Source organism: Streptomyces sp. NPDC001515 (assembly GCF_053597115.1).
In genome coordinates this window covers 37404-54274 of sequence record NZ_JBSFHN010000035.1, presented here as the reverse complement: position 1 = coordinate 54274, position 16871 = coordinate 37404, and the positions used below count along the sequence as shown (strand labels likewise).

The following is a 16871-nucleotide window of genomic DNA, read 5'->3' as shown; positions in this document are numbered from 1 at the left end:
GGGCGGCGACACGCGCCGCACGCTCCCCCCGGGCCGGGTGCGGCGGCACGATCCTGATCACACCGCGTCGTAGCCGTACCCCCGTGATCGGAGCGTGCCCATGCCCGTGCCCGTCGTGCTGCGTGAGGCATGGACCACCCTCGTACCCGGCCCGGACGACCGGCACGGTCCGCTGCCGCCGCTGATGCTCGCGCTGACCGTCGTCACCGGTCTGGTCGACGCCGTCAGCTATCTGGAGCTCGGCCGGGTCTTCGTCGCCAACATGACGGGGAACGTGGTCTTCGCCGGGTTCGCGGTCGCCGGCGCGCCCGGTTTCTCCCTCGCCGCCTCCCTGGTCGCGCTCGTCGCCTTCGCGGCGGGCGCGCTGACCGGCGGCGGGATCGTGCACCGCGCCCGCGCCCACCGGGGCCGGATGCTGCTGTACGGGCTGTGGGCCCAGACGCCGTGCGTCCTGGCCGCGCTCGCCGTCGCGCTGGTCGCGGGCAGCCCCTTCCACGGCGGCGCCCGCTTCACCCTGATCGTGCTGCTCGCCCTCGGCCTCGGCGTGCAGAACGCCGTCGCGCGGGCGCTGGCCGTGACCGATCTGACCACCACGGTCCTCACCCTGACCATCACGGGGATCGCCGCCGACGGCCGGCTCGTCGGTGGCGGCGGCAGCCGGGCCGGCCGCCGCGCCCTGTCGGCGGCGGCCATGCTGGCCGGCGCCCTGGCCGGCGCCGTGGCGGTGCTGCACGGGCGTCCGGCCCTGCCGCTCGTGCTCGCCTCGGCGATCCTCGTGCTGCTCTGCCCTGCCGCCCGGCTCCTGGCCCGCGCGGACGGCGCGTGGATCGGCCCGGCGGTCAAGAAGTGAGCGGCCGTCAGCGCCGGGGCAGCCGTGAGCGACCGCAGATACGCGGCCGTCCGCGCCGCGTCGGCCCGCGAGCGACCGCAGATACGCCGCCGTCCGCGCCGGTCAGCCCGCGAGGGAGCGCAGATACGCCGCCGTCGCCGCGTCGGCCGGCAGCAGCGTCTCGATCGCCAGCTCGGCCACCGTCACATCCATCGGGGTGTTGAACGTGGCGATGGACGCCACGAACGAGAGGACGTGCCCGTGGTGCTCGATGACCAGCGGCAGCGCGAACGGCGCGGAGGCCGAGGGCGGCTCCCAGCCCGACGCGTCCGGCTCCCGGTCCGGTACGGGATAGCCCGCCACCTCCTCGTACAGGGCGCGCAGTTCCACCGAACGGGCCAACGCGATCTGACGCTCCATCTGCGCCAGCAGATCGGCCCGCCACTCCCGCAGATTGCGGATGTGCGGGGCCATGCCCTCGGGGTGCAGGGTCAGCCGCATCGCGTTCAGCGGCGGCGCCAGCAGATGGTCCGCCACCCCGTCCAGCATGCGGCGCATCCCGTCATTGGCCGCCACCACCGTGTACAGGCCGTCCACGACGAACGCCGGATACGGGTCGTACCCCCGCAGCAGCCGGTCCAGGCCCTCGCGCAGCGCGCCCATGGCCGGGTCGTCGAGCGCGGTCTCCGTGTAGTGCGGGGCGTATCCGGCGACCACCAGCAGCGCGTTGCGCTCCCGTACGGGCACGTCCAGGTGCTCCGCCAGCCGCAGGACCATCTCCTGGCTGGGACGGGCGCGGCCCGTCTCGATGAAGGAGATGTGCCGGGCCGAGGAGTCGGCCCGCAGGGCCAGCTCCAGCTGACTGATCCGACGACGCTCCCGCCAGCTGCGCAGCAGCGGCCCTACCCCCGTGTCAAGCGCGACAGTTGTCATACCGAGACCGTAACGTCACCGGGAGCGCCGTCCCACCCGACCCCGACGAGGGAGCCGTCCATGCCCGCCGCACCCCTGCCGCCGCACGCGATCGAGGAAGGGCTGCGCGAGCTGCCCGGATGGGAGGTCGAGGGGGACCGCATCGCCTGCTCCTACCGGCTGCCCTCCCACATCGCCGCCGCCGCGTTCACGATGCACGTCGCCCGCATCCAGGACGAGCTGAACCACCACTCCGATCTGACGCTCGGCTACAACACCGTCGCCCTCTCGGTGAACTCGCACGACGCGGGCGGCAAGGTCACCGCGAAGGACCTGGAGCTGGCCGGCCGGGTCGCGGCCGCCGCCCCCGCCCACGGCGCCGAGTGACGCCCGGCCCCGTCGGCCCCGGCCGGACGCCCCGTCAGGGGGCCGCGCCGAAACGCGGATGCGCGGCCAGCCAGCGCGTGTAGCTGTCGCTGCGTTCCACCGCCTGGGCGTACGCCGCCCGGGTGTGCCCGGTGACCGCCCCGGCCGCCGCCGCGGCTGCCGCCGAGCGCGGATGCCAGCCCAGCAGATGGCGCCAGCTCAGCGGGGACCCGGCGAGCGGCAGGGTCACCACGCCCGGCGTCGGTGGGAACGTCGCCCGGCACAGCCCGACCGCCCGCCCCACCTGCACCAGATGGACCACGGACACGGTGTCCGTCTCGAACACCGACACCGGGCTGAACCCGGCCCGCGCGCAGGCGGCCACGAAGCAGTCCGCGAAACAGCCGTCGCCCGGCACGTCCGCCCAGCTCTCCTCCGCCAGCGCGGACAGCTCCAGCTCCGTCTCACCGGCCAGCGGATGCGTGTCCGGAAGCATCACGAACACCGGATCGATGCCGATCACCTCCCACCGCAGCCGGTCCGTGACCGGCGGCGCGCTCTCACCGCACGCCCCGACCAGAGCGAAGTCAAGCCGCCCGTCCACGAGTTGACCGGCCAGCTCGGCGACCGACCACGAGGTGTACGTGGACACCGGGGCGGACGGGTACGCGGCGGCCAGCCGGTCGACGAGCCCGCCCAGCAGCGGACCGTGCGTGGCGCCCAGCCGGAACCGCTCCATGGACCCCCACGCGTTCGCGAACCGCACCGCCTCCTCCTGGAGTTCGCTCACCGCCGGCAGCACCACCCGGGCGCGCTCCAGGACCAGTTCGCCCAGGAGTGTGGGGCGCGCGCCCGTGTGGTCGCGGTCGAACAGCGGCCCGCCCAGCGCCTTCTCGATCCGCCGCAGCTGCGCGCTGAGCGCGGGCTGGGCCAGCCCGAGAGCGGCGGCCGCCTTGGTGAGACTCCCGGTGTCGGCGATGGCACGTACGGTTCGCAGATGGCGCAACTCCAGCTCCATAACGGCACGTTATGGTCCCCGCCGTCCTGCGGCAATACGGTCGTCGCCTCCGGGCGGTAGGGGACGGCCCGGTGTCGTACAGTCCTGCGCATGCTGGACTACGACAAAGAGGCCGCCGTCTACGACGCGACGCGCGGCGGTGTCCCCAGGGCGGGGGCGGCGGCCCGCGCCGTGCTGGGCCTCGTCCCGCCCACCGCGCGCACCCTGCTGGACGTCGGATGCGGTACGGGCCTGGTCACCGAGCGGCTCGCCGCCGGACGGCCGCGCTGCCGGGTGTACGGCTCCGACGCCTCCCCGGGCATGGCCCGGGTGGCCCGGGAGCGCGTCGGGGGCGTCGTGCTGGCCGACGCGCGCCGGCTGCCCGTGCGTGACGCCTCCGTGGACGCGGTGACGGCCGTGTGGCTGCTGCACCTGCTGCGCGAGGAGGGCGCCGTGCCGGCGGTCGTGGCCGAGGCGGCGAGGATCCTGCGGCCCGGGGGCGTGTTCGTGACCACGGTCGACAAGGACGCCTCCCACGACGTCGGCAGCGACATCGACGCACTGTTCGCTCCCTACCTCTCCGGCTCCCCGTCCGACGCCACGGAGCGGGTCCTGGGCTACGGCGCCGCCTGCGGCCTGGACGCGACGGGCAGCGGGGTGTTCCGGGGCCACGGGCAGGGCAGGACCCCGCTGACCGCCGCCAACGGGGTCCTGCGCGGCTCCTACGCCTCGCGGCTGGCGCTGCCGGGGACGGCGGCCGACGACCTCGCCCGCGCACTCACCGCGCTGCCCGACCCCGACCGCCGCCGCGCCGAACCGGAGTACCGGCTGTTGGCGTTCCGCCGCCGCTGACGGGGCCGGCGCCCGGCCGGTGGCTCGTCCCGGGGGCCGCGCCGAGGCGCTCGTCGCCTCAGGCGCCGCCCCACGCCCCGTCCTGCGCGGCCTCCGCCGCGAAGACCGCGAACGGCTTCGGGTCCCGGCCCAGGACTCGCTTCACCCCGTCGGTCACCGTGGCGTTGTGCCCGTCGAGCAGGAACGCGAACAGCTCGGCCAGCAGGGACGCCTCCTCCTCCGGCACACCGAACTCGGCCAGCATGGCGGCGTACTGAGCACCCGTCACCGCCGTGTAGCGCACCTCGCGCCCGGTGGCCGCGGTGAGCGCCGCGACCGCCTCGGCGAAGGTCAGCGGACGCGGCCCGGTCAGCTCGTGGACCTCACCCGCGCCGCCGTCCCCGCACAGCACGGCCGCCACCACGTCCGCGAGATCGTCGGCGTCGACGAACGGCTCGGCCGTACCGCCCGCCGGGAAGACCACCTCACCCAGGTGCACCCCGTCCGCCAGCGCCCCCTCGCTGAAGTTCTGCGCGAAGAACGCCGAGCGCAGCACGGTCAGTTCGGCGTCCCCGGCCGCCGACCGCAACGCCTCCTCGGCCACCACGGCCTGCGGTTCGCCCCGCCCCGACAGCAGCACCAGCCGCCGCACCCCGCACCGGCGCGCGACCGCGCCGAACTCCGCCATCGCCTCCGGTGCCCCCGGCGCCGCCAGATCCGGGTAGTAGGCGATGTACGCCGCCTCCGCGCCGGTCAGCGCGGCCTCCCAGCCCGAGGGGTCCGTCCAGTCGAACGGGACGGCGCCGCCCCGCGATCCGGCCCGCACCTCCCGACCGCGCGCCGCCAGCCGCTCCACCACCCTCCGGCCCGTCTTGCCCGTCCCGCTCGTCACCAGGACCGGGCCGGTGAAAGGGGTCTGCCGCCGCGTGTTCTCCGTGTTCTCCGTCATGCCCCCAGACTCCCCGCCCCCGTCCCCGCCCTCCATGCCCCAGCCACTCACCTCCCTACGCGCGCGTCTACGCTGCACCGCATGGACGCACTCGCCGGACTGCTCGACGGACCCCGCGCCCGGGGTGCCTTCCTGTTGCGCATGGTGATGGAACCCCCGTGGTCCGTACGGATCGAGGACCGCGCCCCGCTCTGCCTCATGGCCGTCACCGAGGGCGAGGCATGGATCCGCCCCGACGCCGACGCCGCTCCCGTACGGCTGGCCCCGGGCGATCTGGCGCTCGCCCGCGGCCCGGAGCCGTACACCGTCGCCGACGGCCCCCACACCGCGCCCCGCGCCCTCATCGGACCCGGCGGCGGCTGCACCACCCTGCGCGGCGAACCGCTCGCCCAGTCCATGCGGTTGGGGGTACGGACCTGGGGCAACGCCGCCGAGGGCTCGGCGGTCGTGCTCGTCGGCACCTATCTGATGGAGGGCGAGATCAGCGGCCGGCTGCTCGACGCCCTGCCCCCGCTGCTCCTCCTGCCCGCCGACGGCCGGACCACCGGACCGCTGCTCGGCCTGCTCGGCTCGGAGATCGCCCGCGACGAACCGGGCCAGAGCGTGGTGCTCGACCGGCTCCTGGACCTGCTCCTCATCGACACCCTGCGCACCTGGTTCTCCCGGCCGGGCGCCGAGGCCCCCGCCTGGTACCGGGCCATGGGCGACCCCGTCGTCGGACAGGCGCTGCGCCTCCTCCAGAACGAGCCCGCCCACCCCTGGACCGTCGCCGCGCTCGCCGCGCGGGCCGGGGTCTCCCGAGCCGGACTGGCCCGCCGGTTCACCGAACTGGTCGGGGAGCCCCCGATGAGCTACCTCACCGAATGGCGCCTCGCGCTGGCCGCCGATCTGCTCCGGGAGACCGACGCGACCGTCGAGGCGGTGGCCCGCAAGGTGGGATACAGCCAGGCGTTCGCGTTCAGCACCGCGTTCAAGCGGGTGCGCGGAGTCAGCCCGCAGAAGTACCGCAAGGGCGGCTTGCCGGACCGGCAACAAAGTTTGCCCGTGAGCTGAGGTGTGGTGAGGGTGGGAGCATGAGCAACCACACCGGTCACGGTCACCACCACGACGGCCGCCACGGCCACGGGCACACCCACGGGCACGGCCACAACCCCGCCGATCCCGACTGGGACGTGATGGCCCCGCTCCTGGAGCAGAACGCCGAACTCAGCAGTGAGCAGTACACCCGGGCGGCCCGCTGGATCGCCGGACTTCCCGACGCCCCGAAGGTCCGCCGGGTCCTGGACATCGGCAGCGGTCCCGGGGTCGTCGCCTGCCTGCTCGCCGAGGTCTTCCCCGAGGCCGAGGTCGTGGCCGTGGACGCCACCCCGGCCCTGCTGGAGCACACCCGCGACCGCGCCCGGCGGCTCGGGCTCGGCGAGCGCGTCACCACGCTCCACGCGGAAATCCCCGAGGGACTCGCCGGTCTCGGCGAGGCCGATCTCGTCTGGGCGGGCAACGCCCTGCACCACATGGGCGACCAGCGCGCCGTGCTGGCCGGATTCGCCGCGCTGCTGCGCCCCGGCGGCACCGTCGCCCTGGTCGAGGGCGGGCTCCAGCCGCGTCAGCTGCCGCGCGACCTGGGCTTCGGCAGGCCCGGTCTGGAGGCGAGGATGGAGGCGGTCCAGGCGGAGATGTTCGAGGAGATGCGGGCCGAACTGCCGGACGCGCGCCGGGAGAACGAGGACTGGGCGGCGCTCTTCACCGCCGTCGGGCTGGCCCCTCAGGGCACCCGCAGCTTCCTGCTCGATCTGCCGGCCCCGCTGGGCGAGGTGGCCCGGGACCATGTGATCGCGGAGTTCGCCCGCCGCCGCGACGGGCTCGGCGAACGGCTCGACGCCGATGACCGGGAGACGCTCGACCGGCTCCTCGACCCCGAGGACCCGGCCGGACTCCACCGGCGCCCCGACACCTTCCTCCTGCTGGCCCGCACGGTCCACCTCGGCCGCCGCGCCTGACACGGCGACCGCCGCCCGGCACGGGGCCGGGCGGCGGTGAAGAACGGGACGGGCTCAGGCGCCGGCGTTGAACTCGCCCGGGTTCGGACCGAGGCGCTTGCCCTCGTCCAGCGCGGCGAACGCGGCCAGGTCGTCGGCGTCCAGCTCGAAGTCGAACACGTCGATGTTCTCCGCGATCCGCGACGGCGTCACGGACTTCGGGATCACCACGTTGCCCGTCTGGATGTGCCAGCGGAGCACCGCCTGGGCCGGGGTCCGGCCGTGCTTGCGGGCGACGGCGACGACGGTCGGCACCTCCAGGAGGCCCTTGCCCGAGCCGAGCGGCGACCACGCCTCGGTGGCGATGCCGTGCCGGGCGTGCAGGGCGCGGGACTCGGCCTGCTGGAGCTGCGGGTGCAGCTCGATCTGGTTGACGGCCGGCACCACGGAGGTCTCGCCGAGCAGCCGCTCCAGGTGCTCCGGCAGGAAGTTCGACACGCCGATGGCCTTCGCGCGGCCCTCGGCGTAGATCTTCTCGAACGCCTTGTACGTGTCCACGTACGCGTCCTTGGCCGGGACGGGCCAGTGGATCAGGTACAGGTCGACGTAGTCGAGGCCGAGCTTCTCCAGCGAGGCGTCGAAGGCGCGCAGCGTCCGGTCGTAGCCCTGCTCGGTGTTCCACAGCTTGGTGGTCACGAACAGCTCGTCGCGCGCGACACCGGAGGCGGCGATGGCCTTTCCGGTGCCCACCTCGTTCTGATAGATCGCGGCGGTGTCGATGCTGCGGTACCCGGACTCGATGGCCGTGGCGACGGCCTTCGTGGCCTCGTCGTCAGGCACCTGCCAGACGCCGAAACCGAGCTGCGGCATCTCGACACCGTTGTGGAGAGTGAGAGTGGGGACCTGGCTCACGAGCGGTCGATCCTAACGTTGTGGGTGGTGGGACTCCCAGAGTGAACGATCGGGGCGGCCCGTGCATTCCCGGACGCGCGGTCCGTATGCGTGAACGCCGATCGGGACGCGACCGGCCGGCGGGCGTGGTGGGACCCCGGGCGCTCAGCGGTAGAGCGCGTCCACCTCGGCCGCGTACGCCGTCTCGATCGCCCTGCGCTTCAGCTTCAGCGACGGCGTCAGCAGCCCGTGCTCCTCGCTGAACTGATGGGCCAGGATCCGGAACGTGCGGATCGACTCGGCCTGCGAGACGGCCGTGTTCGCGGCGACCACCGCCCGCCGGATCTCCATCTCCAGATCGGGGTCGCGCACCAGGTCCGCCGGGCCCAGCGGCTGCCGGCCCTGCATGGTGAGCCAGTGCTCCACCGCCTCCTGGTCGACGGTGACCAGCGCCGCGATGTACGGCCGGTCGTTGCCGACGACGATGCACTGCGCCACCAGCGGATGGGCCCGAACCCGCTCCTCCAGACCGGCGGGCGACACGCTCTTGCCGCCCGAGGTCACCAGGATCTCCTTCTTGCGCCCCGTGATCGTCAGATAGCCGTCCTCGTCCAGCGCCCCCAGATCCCCGGTGGCCAGCCAGCCGTCCTTCAGGACCGCCTCGGTGGCCTTCGGGTCGCCCAGATAGCCGCCGAAGACATTGGCCCCGTGGACCCAGATCTCGCCGTCGTCCGCGATGTGCACGGTCGAGCCGGGGATCGGCTGCCCGACCGTGCCGTACCGGGTGCGCTCCGGCGGGTTGGCGGTGGCCGCCGCCGTCGTCTCGGTCAGCCCGTAGCCCTCGTACACGGTCACCCCCGTCCCCGCGAAGAACAGCCCGAGCCGCCGCTCCATCCCGGAACCGCCGGACATGGCGTGGCGGATCCTGCCGCCCATCGCCTCGCGCACCTTGCGGTAGACGACCTTGTCGAAGAACTGGTGCTGCATCCGCAGCCCGGCCGACGGCCCCGGACCGGTGCCGAAAGCCCGCTCCTCCATGGCCTCCGCGTACTTCACGGCCACCTCGACCGCCTTGTCGAACGGCCCGACCCGGCCCTCCGCCTCGGCCCTGCGGCGGGCCGTGTGGAAGACCTTCTCGAAGATGTACGGCACCGCCAGGATGAAGGTCGGCCGGAACGACACCAGATCCGGCAGCAGCGCCCTCGCCGACAGCTCCGGCTGGTGGCCCAGCTTCACCCGGCCGCGCACGGCCGCCACCTCCACCATCCGCCCGAAGACGTGCGCCAGCGGGAGGAAGAGCAGCGTCGCCGCCTCGTCGCCCGCCCGGGAGCGGAAGACGGACTCCCAGCGGGAGGTCATGGTGTCGGTCTCGAACATGAAGTTGGCGTGCGTGATCACGCAGCCCTTGGGGCGGCCGGTGGTGCCCGAGGTGTAGATGACCGTCGCCACCGACTCCGGCGTGACTGCCCTGCGGTGCCGGTGCACGACGTCGTCCCCGACCGTCGCGCCCGCCTCCACCAGCTCCTCCACCGCGCCGGCGTCGAGCTGCCAGAGCCGCTTCAGCTGCGGAAGCCGGTCGATCACTGACGCGATCGTCATCGCGTGGTCCTCGTGCTCCACCAGCACGGCCGAGACCTCGGCGTCGTGCAGCATCCACAGCACCTGCTCGGCCGAGGACGTCGGATAGACCGGCACGGACTGCGCGCCGACCGACCACAGGGCGAAGTCGAACAGCGTCCACTCGTAGCGGGTCCGGGACATCAGGGCGACCCGGTCACCGAACCGCACCCCGTGCGCGATCAGCCCCTTGGCGAGCGCCAGCACCTCGTCGCGGAACGCCGCCGCGGTGACATCCCGCCAGCGTCCGTCCGCGTCCTTGCGGCCCAGCGCGACCCGCCGCGGATCCTCCTCGGCGTAGTCGAAGACGACATCGGCGAGCCCGCCTACGGGGGGCGCGGCCGCCATCGGGGGAACCGTGAATTCACGCAATGACCTGCTCCTTGTGGCGCTCCGCACAGCGCCGTGACGCTACCCCACCGAAGGCCGCCGCGGGAGGGCCCGCACCGCCCCGCACCAGGTGCGTCGTGCAACGGCCGGGTGGTGAAATCCGGCCAGATGGGCAAGGCCCGGACACGCTTCTGACCATGGAGTAAGTGGCTCGCGCGGGAATCTCCACCGAATCTGTACGCCGCGCGCACTGCGATATAGCGGGAAACAGGGGATACGGCCGGACCGCGGGGCCTGTCCGGCCACTCCCGTCCGCCGCGCGACGCCCGTAGAAGGCCCCGCCCAAGCGGTCCGTCCATCGGTGCCGGCACGTGCGAGTCTTCTCGTCGGCAGACCCGTGGGGGGGATGTCCCCGAGGACGGGGCGGCCTTTCGGTCTCCTCGGGCACGGCGAGCGTGACGCGCCGGTACACGCGCTCGGGCGGAGCCGCTGTCCGGTGCTTCCGCGCCGCGCGCGGCGGTCACCAGGCGGGTCAACCGCGGCAGTTCCTCGCCGCGGCGAGGGCAGGATGTGCCCGGTGCATCTCCGCACCATCTGCTCATGCGCATGGGTCGTGCGCGGTGCCCGGCTCCACTGCCGTGCGCAGCCGATGCAGGCCGCGGCGGGTGTGGCTCTTGACCGTGCCCAGGGGGACCCCCGTGCGTTCCGCGATCTGAGCCTGCGTCAGGTCCTCGTAGAAGGCCATGCGCAGGACTTCCCGCTGGGCCCGCGGCAAGCGGGACAGGGCCTCCATGAGCAGTACGCGGTCGAGTACCTCGTCCGGTGCCGGCTGGACGAGACGGGCGGGCGTGACGTCCTGACCGGCCGATTCGATCAGGGACAGGCGACGTGTCCTGGCCGCCAGCGCGTCGACGATCTTCCGGCGCGTGATGCCGACGAGCCAGGCGCCGAGTGTGCCCCGTTCGGGCCGGAAGCCGCTCCGCCCGCGCCACGCGCCGACGAAGACCTGCTGCGTCACGTCCTCGGCCTCGTGGGTGTCGCCGAGGGAGCGGGTGGCCATGGTGTGCACGAGGGATCCCCAGCGCCGGAAGATGGCCACGAACGCCTCTTCGTCGGCCTTGACGAGTCCCTGAGCCAGGTCCTCCTCGTACCGCGTCTCCTCCACGGGCGGGACCGAGGTTCTGGTCGGTCGTGTGCGCGTGTCCATGGCCGTTCCTCCTGCCGTGCGTCGTGCGGGGACGGGAGGGGCCGTCCGCCGAGTGGCACGTCGCCGGTCCGCCCTGTGCGACTGCCGCGTGCGTCGCTTCAGTGTTGGCCGCACAAACGATGCAAGCAACTTGCGTCGTTTGTGCGTCGTATAGTGGCCGGGTGAACACGCACACGGAGGACAGCGACGCCCTGGTCGGCGAGGGCGGCCCGCGCCGGGGCGGATTGACGACCGGCGAGGTCGCCCGGCGTCTGGGCGTGGCGCCCACCACGGTCCGCACGTGGGACCGCCGGTACGGGCTGGGGCCGGACGCGCACGCGGATGGACGGCATCGGCGCTGGACGGCGCAGGACGTGGCGAGGCTGGAGCGGATGTGCGCCCTGACGGCGACCGGACTGCCACCGGCCGAGGCGGCGCGGCTCGTGCGCGGCGGAGAGGGCCCGACGGCGGCTGCCCGGCCCCGAGACGCCGACGCGGCTCGTCGCGCTTCCGCCGGGCGCCGGAGCCGGGCGGGGAGCGGCCTGCGGTTGGGCGACGTGCGACAGGAGTGCCGGGGGATCGCGAGAGCCGCTCTGCGCCTGGACGCCGCCGTCCTGGACGAACTGCTGCTCGCCGCTATCGCCGAGCACGGGCTGGTCGCCGCATGGACCGAGGTGATCGTGCCGACACTCCAGGCCGTCGGTCGCAAGTGGGAGACGTCCGGCGAGAAGTACGTCGAGGTCGAGCACTTCCTGTCCTGGCACGTGTCGGGGGCGCTCCGACGAGCCACACCCCGCACGGTCGAGAACCGCTCCGGTGCCACCACGATGCTCGCCTGCGTGCCCGGGGAGCACCACACGCTGCCGTTGGAGGTCCTGTCGGCGGCACTCACGGAGCGAGGTGTTCCGGTGCGGATGTTCGGCGGTGCGCTGCCCGTCGAGTCGCTCGTCGCGGCGGTGCGCAGAACCGGGCCGGCCGCGGTGGGACTGTGGGCGCAGTCCCGCAGCACCGCCAGCCGGCCGCTGGCCGAGCACGTGGCCGCCATGGAGTGGGGCGTGCGCGGAGCCCGGCGGCGGCCCGTCGTCCTCACTCTGGGACCCGGATGGGCGGGACGGCCGGTGGCCGGCCCGGCGCGTCCGTCGGGTCTTGCCGAAGCGGTCGCCGCCCTGGAGTCGTCGGTGTACCCGTGAAGTGGTGTCGTCCGGCCGTTCTTCGTCGTGGCTCCCGGGCATCGGCCGGGGGACGTGGTCCGCTTGAAGGGTGGTCGTGGCCCGTCTTCGGCCGGCGGGCGCTCATCGCACTCTCACCGGGCCGCGACACCGCTCCGGGCCGGCCGGTCCGGAGCGCTGGGCGAGGCGCGGGGCCGCCCGAAGCGGCCTCCGCACCCAGGCATCGAAGTCATGGTGTCGAGCGAGGAGACATATGAGCGACGGACATCGCCGGGCAGCGGACGCGGTCGTCGTCGGCGCGGGTCTCGCAGGCCTCGCTTGCGCCCTCGACCTGTGCCGCGCCGGATGGCGGGTGACACTGTTGGAGGCGTCCGACGGCGTCGGCGGCCGGATGCGCACGGACCGGCGGGACGGCTTCCTGCTGGACCGCGGGTTCCAGGTGTTCAACACCTCCTACCCCCAGGTGAAGGGGCGGATGGAGCTGCGGGACCTGCGATTGAGACGGTTCACCGCGGGCGTTGTCGCGCACACTCGGAGCGGGCCCGTCCGCCTCGCCGATCCGACCAGGGAGCACCGTGCGGCGGGGACCCTGCTGCCGGGGCGAGCCCTCTCGGCACGCGACCTGATCGCGCTGGCGGCACTCACCGCACGGGACGCCGTACTGCCCGTGTCCGTCACTCGACGACGCCGGGACCGCTCCACCGCGGCGGCCCTGTCCGGGGCGGGACTGTCGGACGCCGCGATCGCCGGCATCCTGCGGCCGTTCCTGTCCGGCGTCTTCCTGGAGGACCGGCTCGAGACCTCCGCCCGGTTCTTCCACCTCGTCTGGCGGAGCATGGCCCGAGGGTCCCTGTGCCTGCCGGCCGAGGGCATCGGCGCCGTACCGGCACAGCTCGCCGACGGCCTGCCCGACGGCGTCCTGCGCCTCGGTACGCCCGTCGCGGAGATCACGGACGCCGGAGTGCTGCTCGGTGACGGCGCCGAGGTGCCGGCCCGGGCGGTCGTGGTGGCGACGGACCCGGCGACCGCCGCCCGCCTGCTCCCGGACCTGACCGTTCCGGCCACCCGCACCGTCACCACCTACTACCACGCCACCGACAGCCCGCCCACGGCCGAACCCGTCCTCGTCGTGGACAGCACCGGAACGATCCTGAACACCACCGTCCTCAGCCGCGTCGCTCCCACGTACGCGCCCCCCGGCACCGCACTGATCTCCACCTCCGTGCTGGGTACGGACCTCCCCGGCAGGGCACAGGCGGTGCTCCGGCGGCTGGCCGAGATGTACGGCACCGACACGAGCGGCTGGGAGCAGGTGGCCGCCCGCACCGTCGACGGCGCGCTGCCCGCGATGCTTCCGCCTTGGCCGCTGAGCCGGACCACCCGCCGCGGCCCGGGAAGGTACGTGTGCGGGGACCACCGGGCGACCGGTTCCGTGCAGGGTGCCCTGGCATCGGGTGCGCGCGCGGCGCGGGAGGTACGGGCGGACCTGGAAGCGCAGGGGTGGCGTCGGTGATGAAGTGGTGCCCGACCGCATCCACGGACGACCTCGGGCCCGAAGCCATGGCGACCGGACGGAATCGCCGTCCTCCTGAGGGGTGAAACGTGGATCTGACGGATGTGCGTGCGCGCGTCCTGGCGGCAGGAGCGGCAGGGGCCTGTCCGGGCGGGCCGGCCGCCGGCTCCGAGGTGCTCGGCGGGCCGCGGCACCCGGGCGCCGACGGAAGGCCGGTCGTCGAACGGCGACCGTGGTGACACCCCGCCGCACCGAGGACTCCGGCGTGCTCGTCCTCGGTGGCGGCGCGGCCGGTCTCAGCCTTGCTCACCGGCTGACGGAGAACGGCACGGCCACCGCCGTGACCCTGGTGGAGCCGCCTGACGGCCCGCTGCGCCCCGCGGAGCGCACCTGGTGCTACTGGGGGGCGGGCACCGACGGCCTCGAAGAGGCGGTCAGCGCCTCCTGGTCCGTACTGCGTCTGTACGGCGCGGACGGCGGTTCGGTCACCGTCGATCCGGCTCCCTTCACCTACCGCATGGTGCGCTCCGCGGACTTCGAGCGACTGGTTCACGGCCGCCTGGCCCGTACGGAGGGAGCGCGCCTGCTGCGCGGGACGGCGGACGCGGTGCGCGCTGTACCGGCGGGCGCGGAGGTCCGGTGCGCGCTGCCCGGAGGCCGGCCCCTGGCGCTGCACGCCCGCTGGGTCTTCGACTCGCGGCCGCTGCCCGATCTGCCGCCGGCGCGTACGCGGCTGCTCCAGCACTTCCGCGGCTGGTTCGTGCGCACCGAGACCGACCGGTTCGATCCCACGGTCGCGGATCTGATGGACTTCCGGGTTCCGCAGCCGGCCCACGGGCTCGCGTTCGGCTACGTCCTGCCGCTGGCTCCGGACCGGGCGCTCGTGGAGTACACCGAGTTCTCCCGCGGCGTGCTGACCACGGCGGCGTACGAGTCGGCACTCGGGCACTACTGCCGCGACATCCTGGGACTCGGCCGATTCACCGTGGAACGGACGGAGCAGGGGCTCATCCCCATGACCGACGCCCGTTTCCCACGGCGCGCCGGGCACGCCGTGTTCCGTATCGGGACCGCGGGCGGTGCCACTCGTCCCGCCACCGGCTACACCTTCGCCGCGGTGCAACGCCACAGCAGGGCCATCGCCGCCGCCCTGCGTGACGGACACGACCGCTTCCCGGCACCGCACGGGCTGCGGGCACTGGCCATGGACGCGATCCTGCTGCGCGCCCTGGACACCGGTCGCATCGACGGGCCGCGCTTCTTCACCGACCTGTTCCGCCGGGTCCCGGCCGAGCGTCTGCTGAGGTTCCTCGACGGCACGACCTCGTTCCGGGAGGAGTGGGGCATCGGGCTTCGCACCCCTGTCCGGCCGATGCTGCGCACCGCGGCCGAAGTGCCCTTCCTCCCGCGCCGCTCCCGGCCGGCCGGCCGAACCGGAGGACACAGCCGATGACGCTCCTGCGCGACCACGACCTGGCCCGCGCCTTCGACCACGCCTCGCACACCTACGACCGCCTCACGGCCCTCGATCCCGGCTACCGCGCCGGCCTCCCGCGCTCGGCCCGACGGCTCGCGCTCCCGGACGACGGGGCCGGACTGCACCGGTGCACCGGGCCCTGCGGTCGGCGGTGTGCCGCGGGTTCGTCGCCGGATGGCAGACGGGCATCGTGCACACCTTCCTCGCCCGCAACGGCGGGCCCCAGACGACAGAGGAGCGCGTCCTGTGACCGCCCGACACACCACCGCCGCCCGACGGGGCCGCGACCGCAAGGCCGAGATCGTCTTCCCCGCACCCGGTGCGGACCGGTTCCGACGCGGTGACGAGCCGCCCGTGGCGGTGATCGGCGGCGGGATCGCCGGTCTGGCCGCGGCCACTGTCCTGGCCGAACGCGGCGCCCGCGTGACCCTGTACGAGAAGGGGGATTCACTCGGTGGCCGGCTCTCCGGCCGGCGCACCACGCTGGCGGACGGCAGCGCCGTGACCATGACCCGAGGCTTCCATGCCTTCTTCCGCCAGTACTACAACCTCCGCGGACTGCTCCGCCGCACGGACCCCGGGCTGGAGCGCCTCACCCCGCTGCCCGACTACCCGCTGCGGCACAGCGGCGGTCTGACCGACAGCTTCGCCCGTGTCCCGCGGACCCCGCCCTTCAGCGCGCTCGGCTTCGTCGCGCTCAGCCCCACCTTCGGGTGGCGGGACCTCGCCGCGATGGACGCGCGGGCCGCCCTGCCGCTCCTCGACGTGCGCGTGCCCGAGGTCTACGAACGCTTCGACACCGTCACCGCCACCGGCTTCCTGGACGGCGTGCGCTTCCCCGAAGCGGCGCACCACCTGGCCTTCGAGGTGTTCTCCCGCAGCTTCTTCGCCGATCCGCGGCGGCTGTCCGCCGCGGAACTGCTGCTGATGTTCCACATCTACTTCCTCGGATCGGCCGAGGGCCTGCTCTTCGACGTACCGGACGAACCCTTCCCCCAGGCACTGTGGGACCCGCTGGGCGACTACCTCCGGCGCCTCGGAGCGGACGTGCGCACCGGAACGCTCGTGCGACGGGTCCTTCCGAGGGACGGCGGGGGAGCGGACGTGATCACGGACACCGGTGCCGACCGCCACCAGGCGGTGGTGCTGGCCCTCGACACCGCGGGGCTGCGGCAGACCGTCGCGGCGTCACCCGGCCTGGGCACCGACGCCTGGCGAGAGGGCATCGCGGCCCTGCGCACCGCGCCGCCGTTCCTCGTCTCGCGGCTCTGGCTCGACCGGCCGGTCGGCGCCGACCGGCCCGGGTTCCTCGGCACCAGCGGCTACGCCGGACTCGACAACGTCAGCGTCCTGGAGCGGTACGAGGGCGAGGCAGCCCGCTGGGCCGCGCGGAGCGGAGGGTCGGTCGTGGAACTGCACGCCTACGCCCTGGATCCGGCGGCCGAACCGAAGCAGGTGCAGGACCAACTCGTCGACCAGCTGCACCAGGTGTACCCGGAAACCCGTGAGGCGCGCGTCGTCGACGCCCTGCACGAGTGGCGCTCGGACTGCCCGCTGTTCGAGGTCGGCTCCCACCGGCGGCGCCCCACCGTGCGCACCCCCCACCCGTGGCTGACCCTGGCAGGCGACGGAATCCGCTGCGACCTGCCCGTCGCGCTCATGGAACGGGCCGCCACCACCGGCTTCCTGGCCGCGAACGCCCTGCTCGCTGACCGTGGAGTGCGCGGCCAGACCCTGTGGACGGTTCCCCGGACCGGGCGTTCGCCCGTGCTGCGAGCGCTCGGGGCCGCCGCGGGGCGCCACGCGGCGCCCTGACCGCCGGCCGCCC

The 16871-nt window shown here is 74.0% G+C and carries 15 protein-coding genes and 1 pseudogene; 10 read left to right on the top strand and 6 right to left on the bottom strand.

Annotated features, from left to right (window positions below; genetic code table 11):
- Positions 1-106: 106 nt before the first annotated feature.
- On the top strand, positions 107-850 hold the full coding sequence (locus ACWCXC_RS30030) for a YoaK family protein (protein WP_450891097.1): 744 nt from the start codon (positions 107-109) through the stop codon (positions 848-850).
- A 102-nt stretch (positions 851-952) separates the two neighbouring features.
- On the opposite strand, the gene ACWCXC_RS30025 is transcribed toward ACWCXC_RS30030, so the two are convergent.
- The gene (locus tag ACWCXC_RS30025) at positions 953-1762 is read right to left on the bottom strand and encodes a helix-turn-helix domain-containing protein (protein ID WP_450682988.1); all 810 of its coding nucleotides are present in this window, start codon (positions 1760-1762) and stop codon (positions 953-955) included.
- Between the two features lie 60 nt (positions 1763-1822).
- Between ACWCXC_RS30025 and ACWCXC_RS30020 the strand changes: the two genes are divergently transcribed.
- The gene (locus ACWCXC_RS30020; protein WP_450891076.1) at positions 1823-2128 is read left to right on the top strand and encodes a 4a-hydroxytetrahydrobiopterin dehydratase; all 306 of its coding nucleotides are present in this window, start codon (positions 1823-1825) and stop codon (positions 2126-2128) included.
- 34 nt (positions 2129-2162) lie between these two features.
- Here ACWCXC_RS30020 and ACWCXC_RS30015 read toward each other — a convergent pair whose 3' ends face one another.
- Positions 2163-3125, bottom strand: coding sequence for a LysR family transcriptional regulator (locus ACWCXC_RS30015; RefSeq protein ID WP_450682986.1), 963 nt, complete (start codon positions 3123-3125; stop codon positions 2163-2165).
- Positions 3126-3215: 90 nt separating this feature from the next.
- On the opposite strand from ACWCXC_RS30015, the gene ACWCXC_RS30010 reads away from it, so the two are divergent.
- Positions 3216-3956, top strand: a complete 741-nt coding sequence (locus ACWCXC_RS30010; RefSeq protein WP_450891075.1) for a class I SAM-dependent methyltransferase — start codon at positions 3216-3218, stop codon at positions 3954-3956.
- Positions 3957-4014: 58 nt separating this feature from the next.
- Here ACWCXC_RS30010 and ACWCXC_RS30005 read toward each other — a convergent pair whose 3' ends face one another.
- Positions 4015-4884 carry an NmrA family transcriptional regulator gene (locus tag ACWCXC_RS30005; protein WP_450891074.1) on the bottom strand — a complete coding sequence of 290 codons (870 nt, stop codon included), beginning with the start codon at positions 4882-4884 and terminating at the stop codon, positions 4015-4017.
- An 81-nt stretch (positions 4885-4965) separates the two neighbouring features.
- On the opposite strand from ACWCXC_RS30005, the gene ACWCXC_RS30000 reads away from it, so the two are divergent.
- The gene (locus tag ACWCXC_RS30000) at positions 4966-5937 is read left to right on the top strand and encodes an AraC family transcriptional regulator (RefSeq protein WP_450891073.1); all 972 of its coding nucleotides are present in this window, start codon (positions 4966-4968) and stop codon (positions 5935-5937) included.
- Positions 5938-5957: 20 nt separating this feature from the next.
- On the top strand, positions 5958-6881 hold the full coding sequence (locus ACWCXC_RS29995) for a class I SAM-dependent methyltransferase (protein WP_450682982.1): 924 nt from the start codon (positions 5958-5960) through the stop codon (positions 6879-6881).
- 54 nt (positions 6882-6935) lie between these two features.
- On the opposite strand, the gene ACWCXC_RS29990 is transcribed toward ACWCXC_RS29995, so the two are convergent.
- The 3 genes from ACWCXC_RS29990 to ACWCXC_RS29980 form a co-directional block, all read right to left on the bottom strand.
- Positions 6936-7772, bottom strand: coding sequence for an aldo/keto reductase (locus ACWCXC_RS29990; RefSeq protein WP_450682981.1), 837 nt, complete (start codon positions 7770-7772; stop codon positions 6936-6938).
- Between the two features lie 144 nt (positions 7773-7916).
- Positions 7917-9716 (bottom strand): AMP-dependent synthetase/ligase, encoded by a 1800-nt coding sequence (locus ACWCXC_RS29985; RefSeq protein WP_450682980.1) that lies wholly within the window; start codon positions 9714-9716, stop codon positions 7917-7919.
- Positions 9717-10296: 580 nt separating this feature from the next.
- The gene (locus ACWCXC_RS29980; protein WP_450682979.1) at positions 10297-10905 is read right to left on the bottom strand and encodes a sigma-70 family RNA polymerase sigma factor; all 609 of its coding nucleotides are present in this window, start codon (positions 10903-10905) and stop codon (positions 10297-10299) included.
- 161 nt (positions 10906-11066) lie between these two features.
- On the opposite strand from ACWCXC_RS29980, the gene ACWCXC_RS29975 reads away from it, so the two are divergent.
- The 5 genes and pseudogenes from ACWCXC_RS29975 to ACWCXC_RS29955 all read left to right on the top strand — a co-directional run bounded on the left by ACWCXC_RS29975 (position 11067) and on the right by ACWCXC_RS29955 (position 16858).
- The gene (locus ACWCXC_RS29975; protein ID WP_450682978.1) at positions 11067-12074 is read left to right on the top strand and encodes a MerR family transcriptional regulator; all 1008 of its coding nucleotides are present in this window, start codon (positions 11067-11069) and stop codon (positions 12072-12074) included.
- A gap of 232 nt (positions 12075-12306) precedes the next feature.
- Entirely contained in the window at positions 12307-13566 is a 1260-nt protein-coding gene (locus tag ACWCXC_RS29970) for an NAD(P)/FAD-dependent oxidoreductase (RefSeq protein ID WP_450891072.1), read from the top strand.
- Positions 13567-13801: 235 nt separating this feature from the next.
- The gene (locus ACWCXC_RS29965) at positions 13802-15019 is read left to right on the top strand and encodes a lycopene cyclase family protein (protein ID WP_450891096.1); all 1218 of its coding nucleotides are present in this window, start codon (positions 13802-13804) and stop codon (positions 15017-15019) included.
- Positions 15016-15172 (top strand): annotated as a pseudogene (locus ACWCXC_RS29960) (ubiquinone biosynthesis methyltransferase UbiE); the annotation flags it as partial. The gene ACWCXC_RS29965 and the pseudogene ACWCXC_RS29960, both read left to right, overlap by 4 nt.
- Positions 15173-15289: 117 nt before the next feature.
- Complete coding sequence (locus ACWCXC_RS29955) at positions 15290-16858, top strand: FAD-dependent oxidoreductase (protein ID WP_450891071.1); 1569 nt, start codon at positions 15290-15292, stop codon at positions 16856-16858.
- Positions 16859-16871 lie beyond the last annotated feature (13 nt).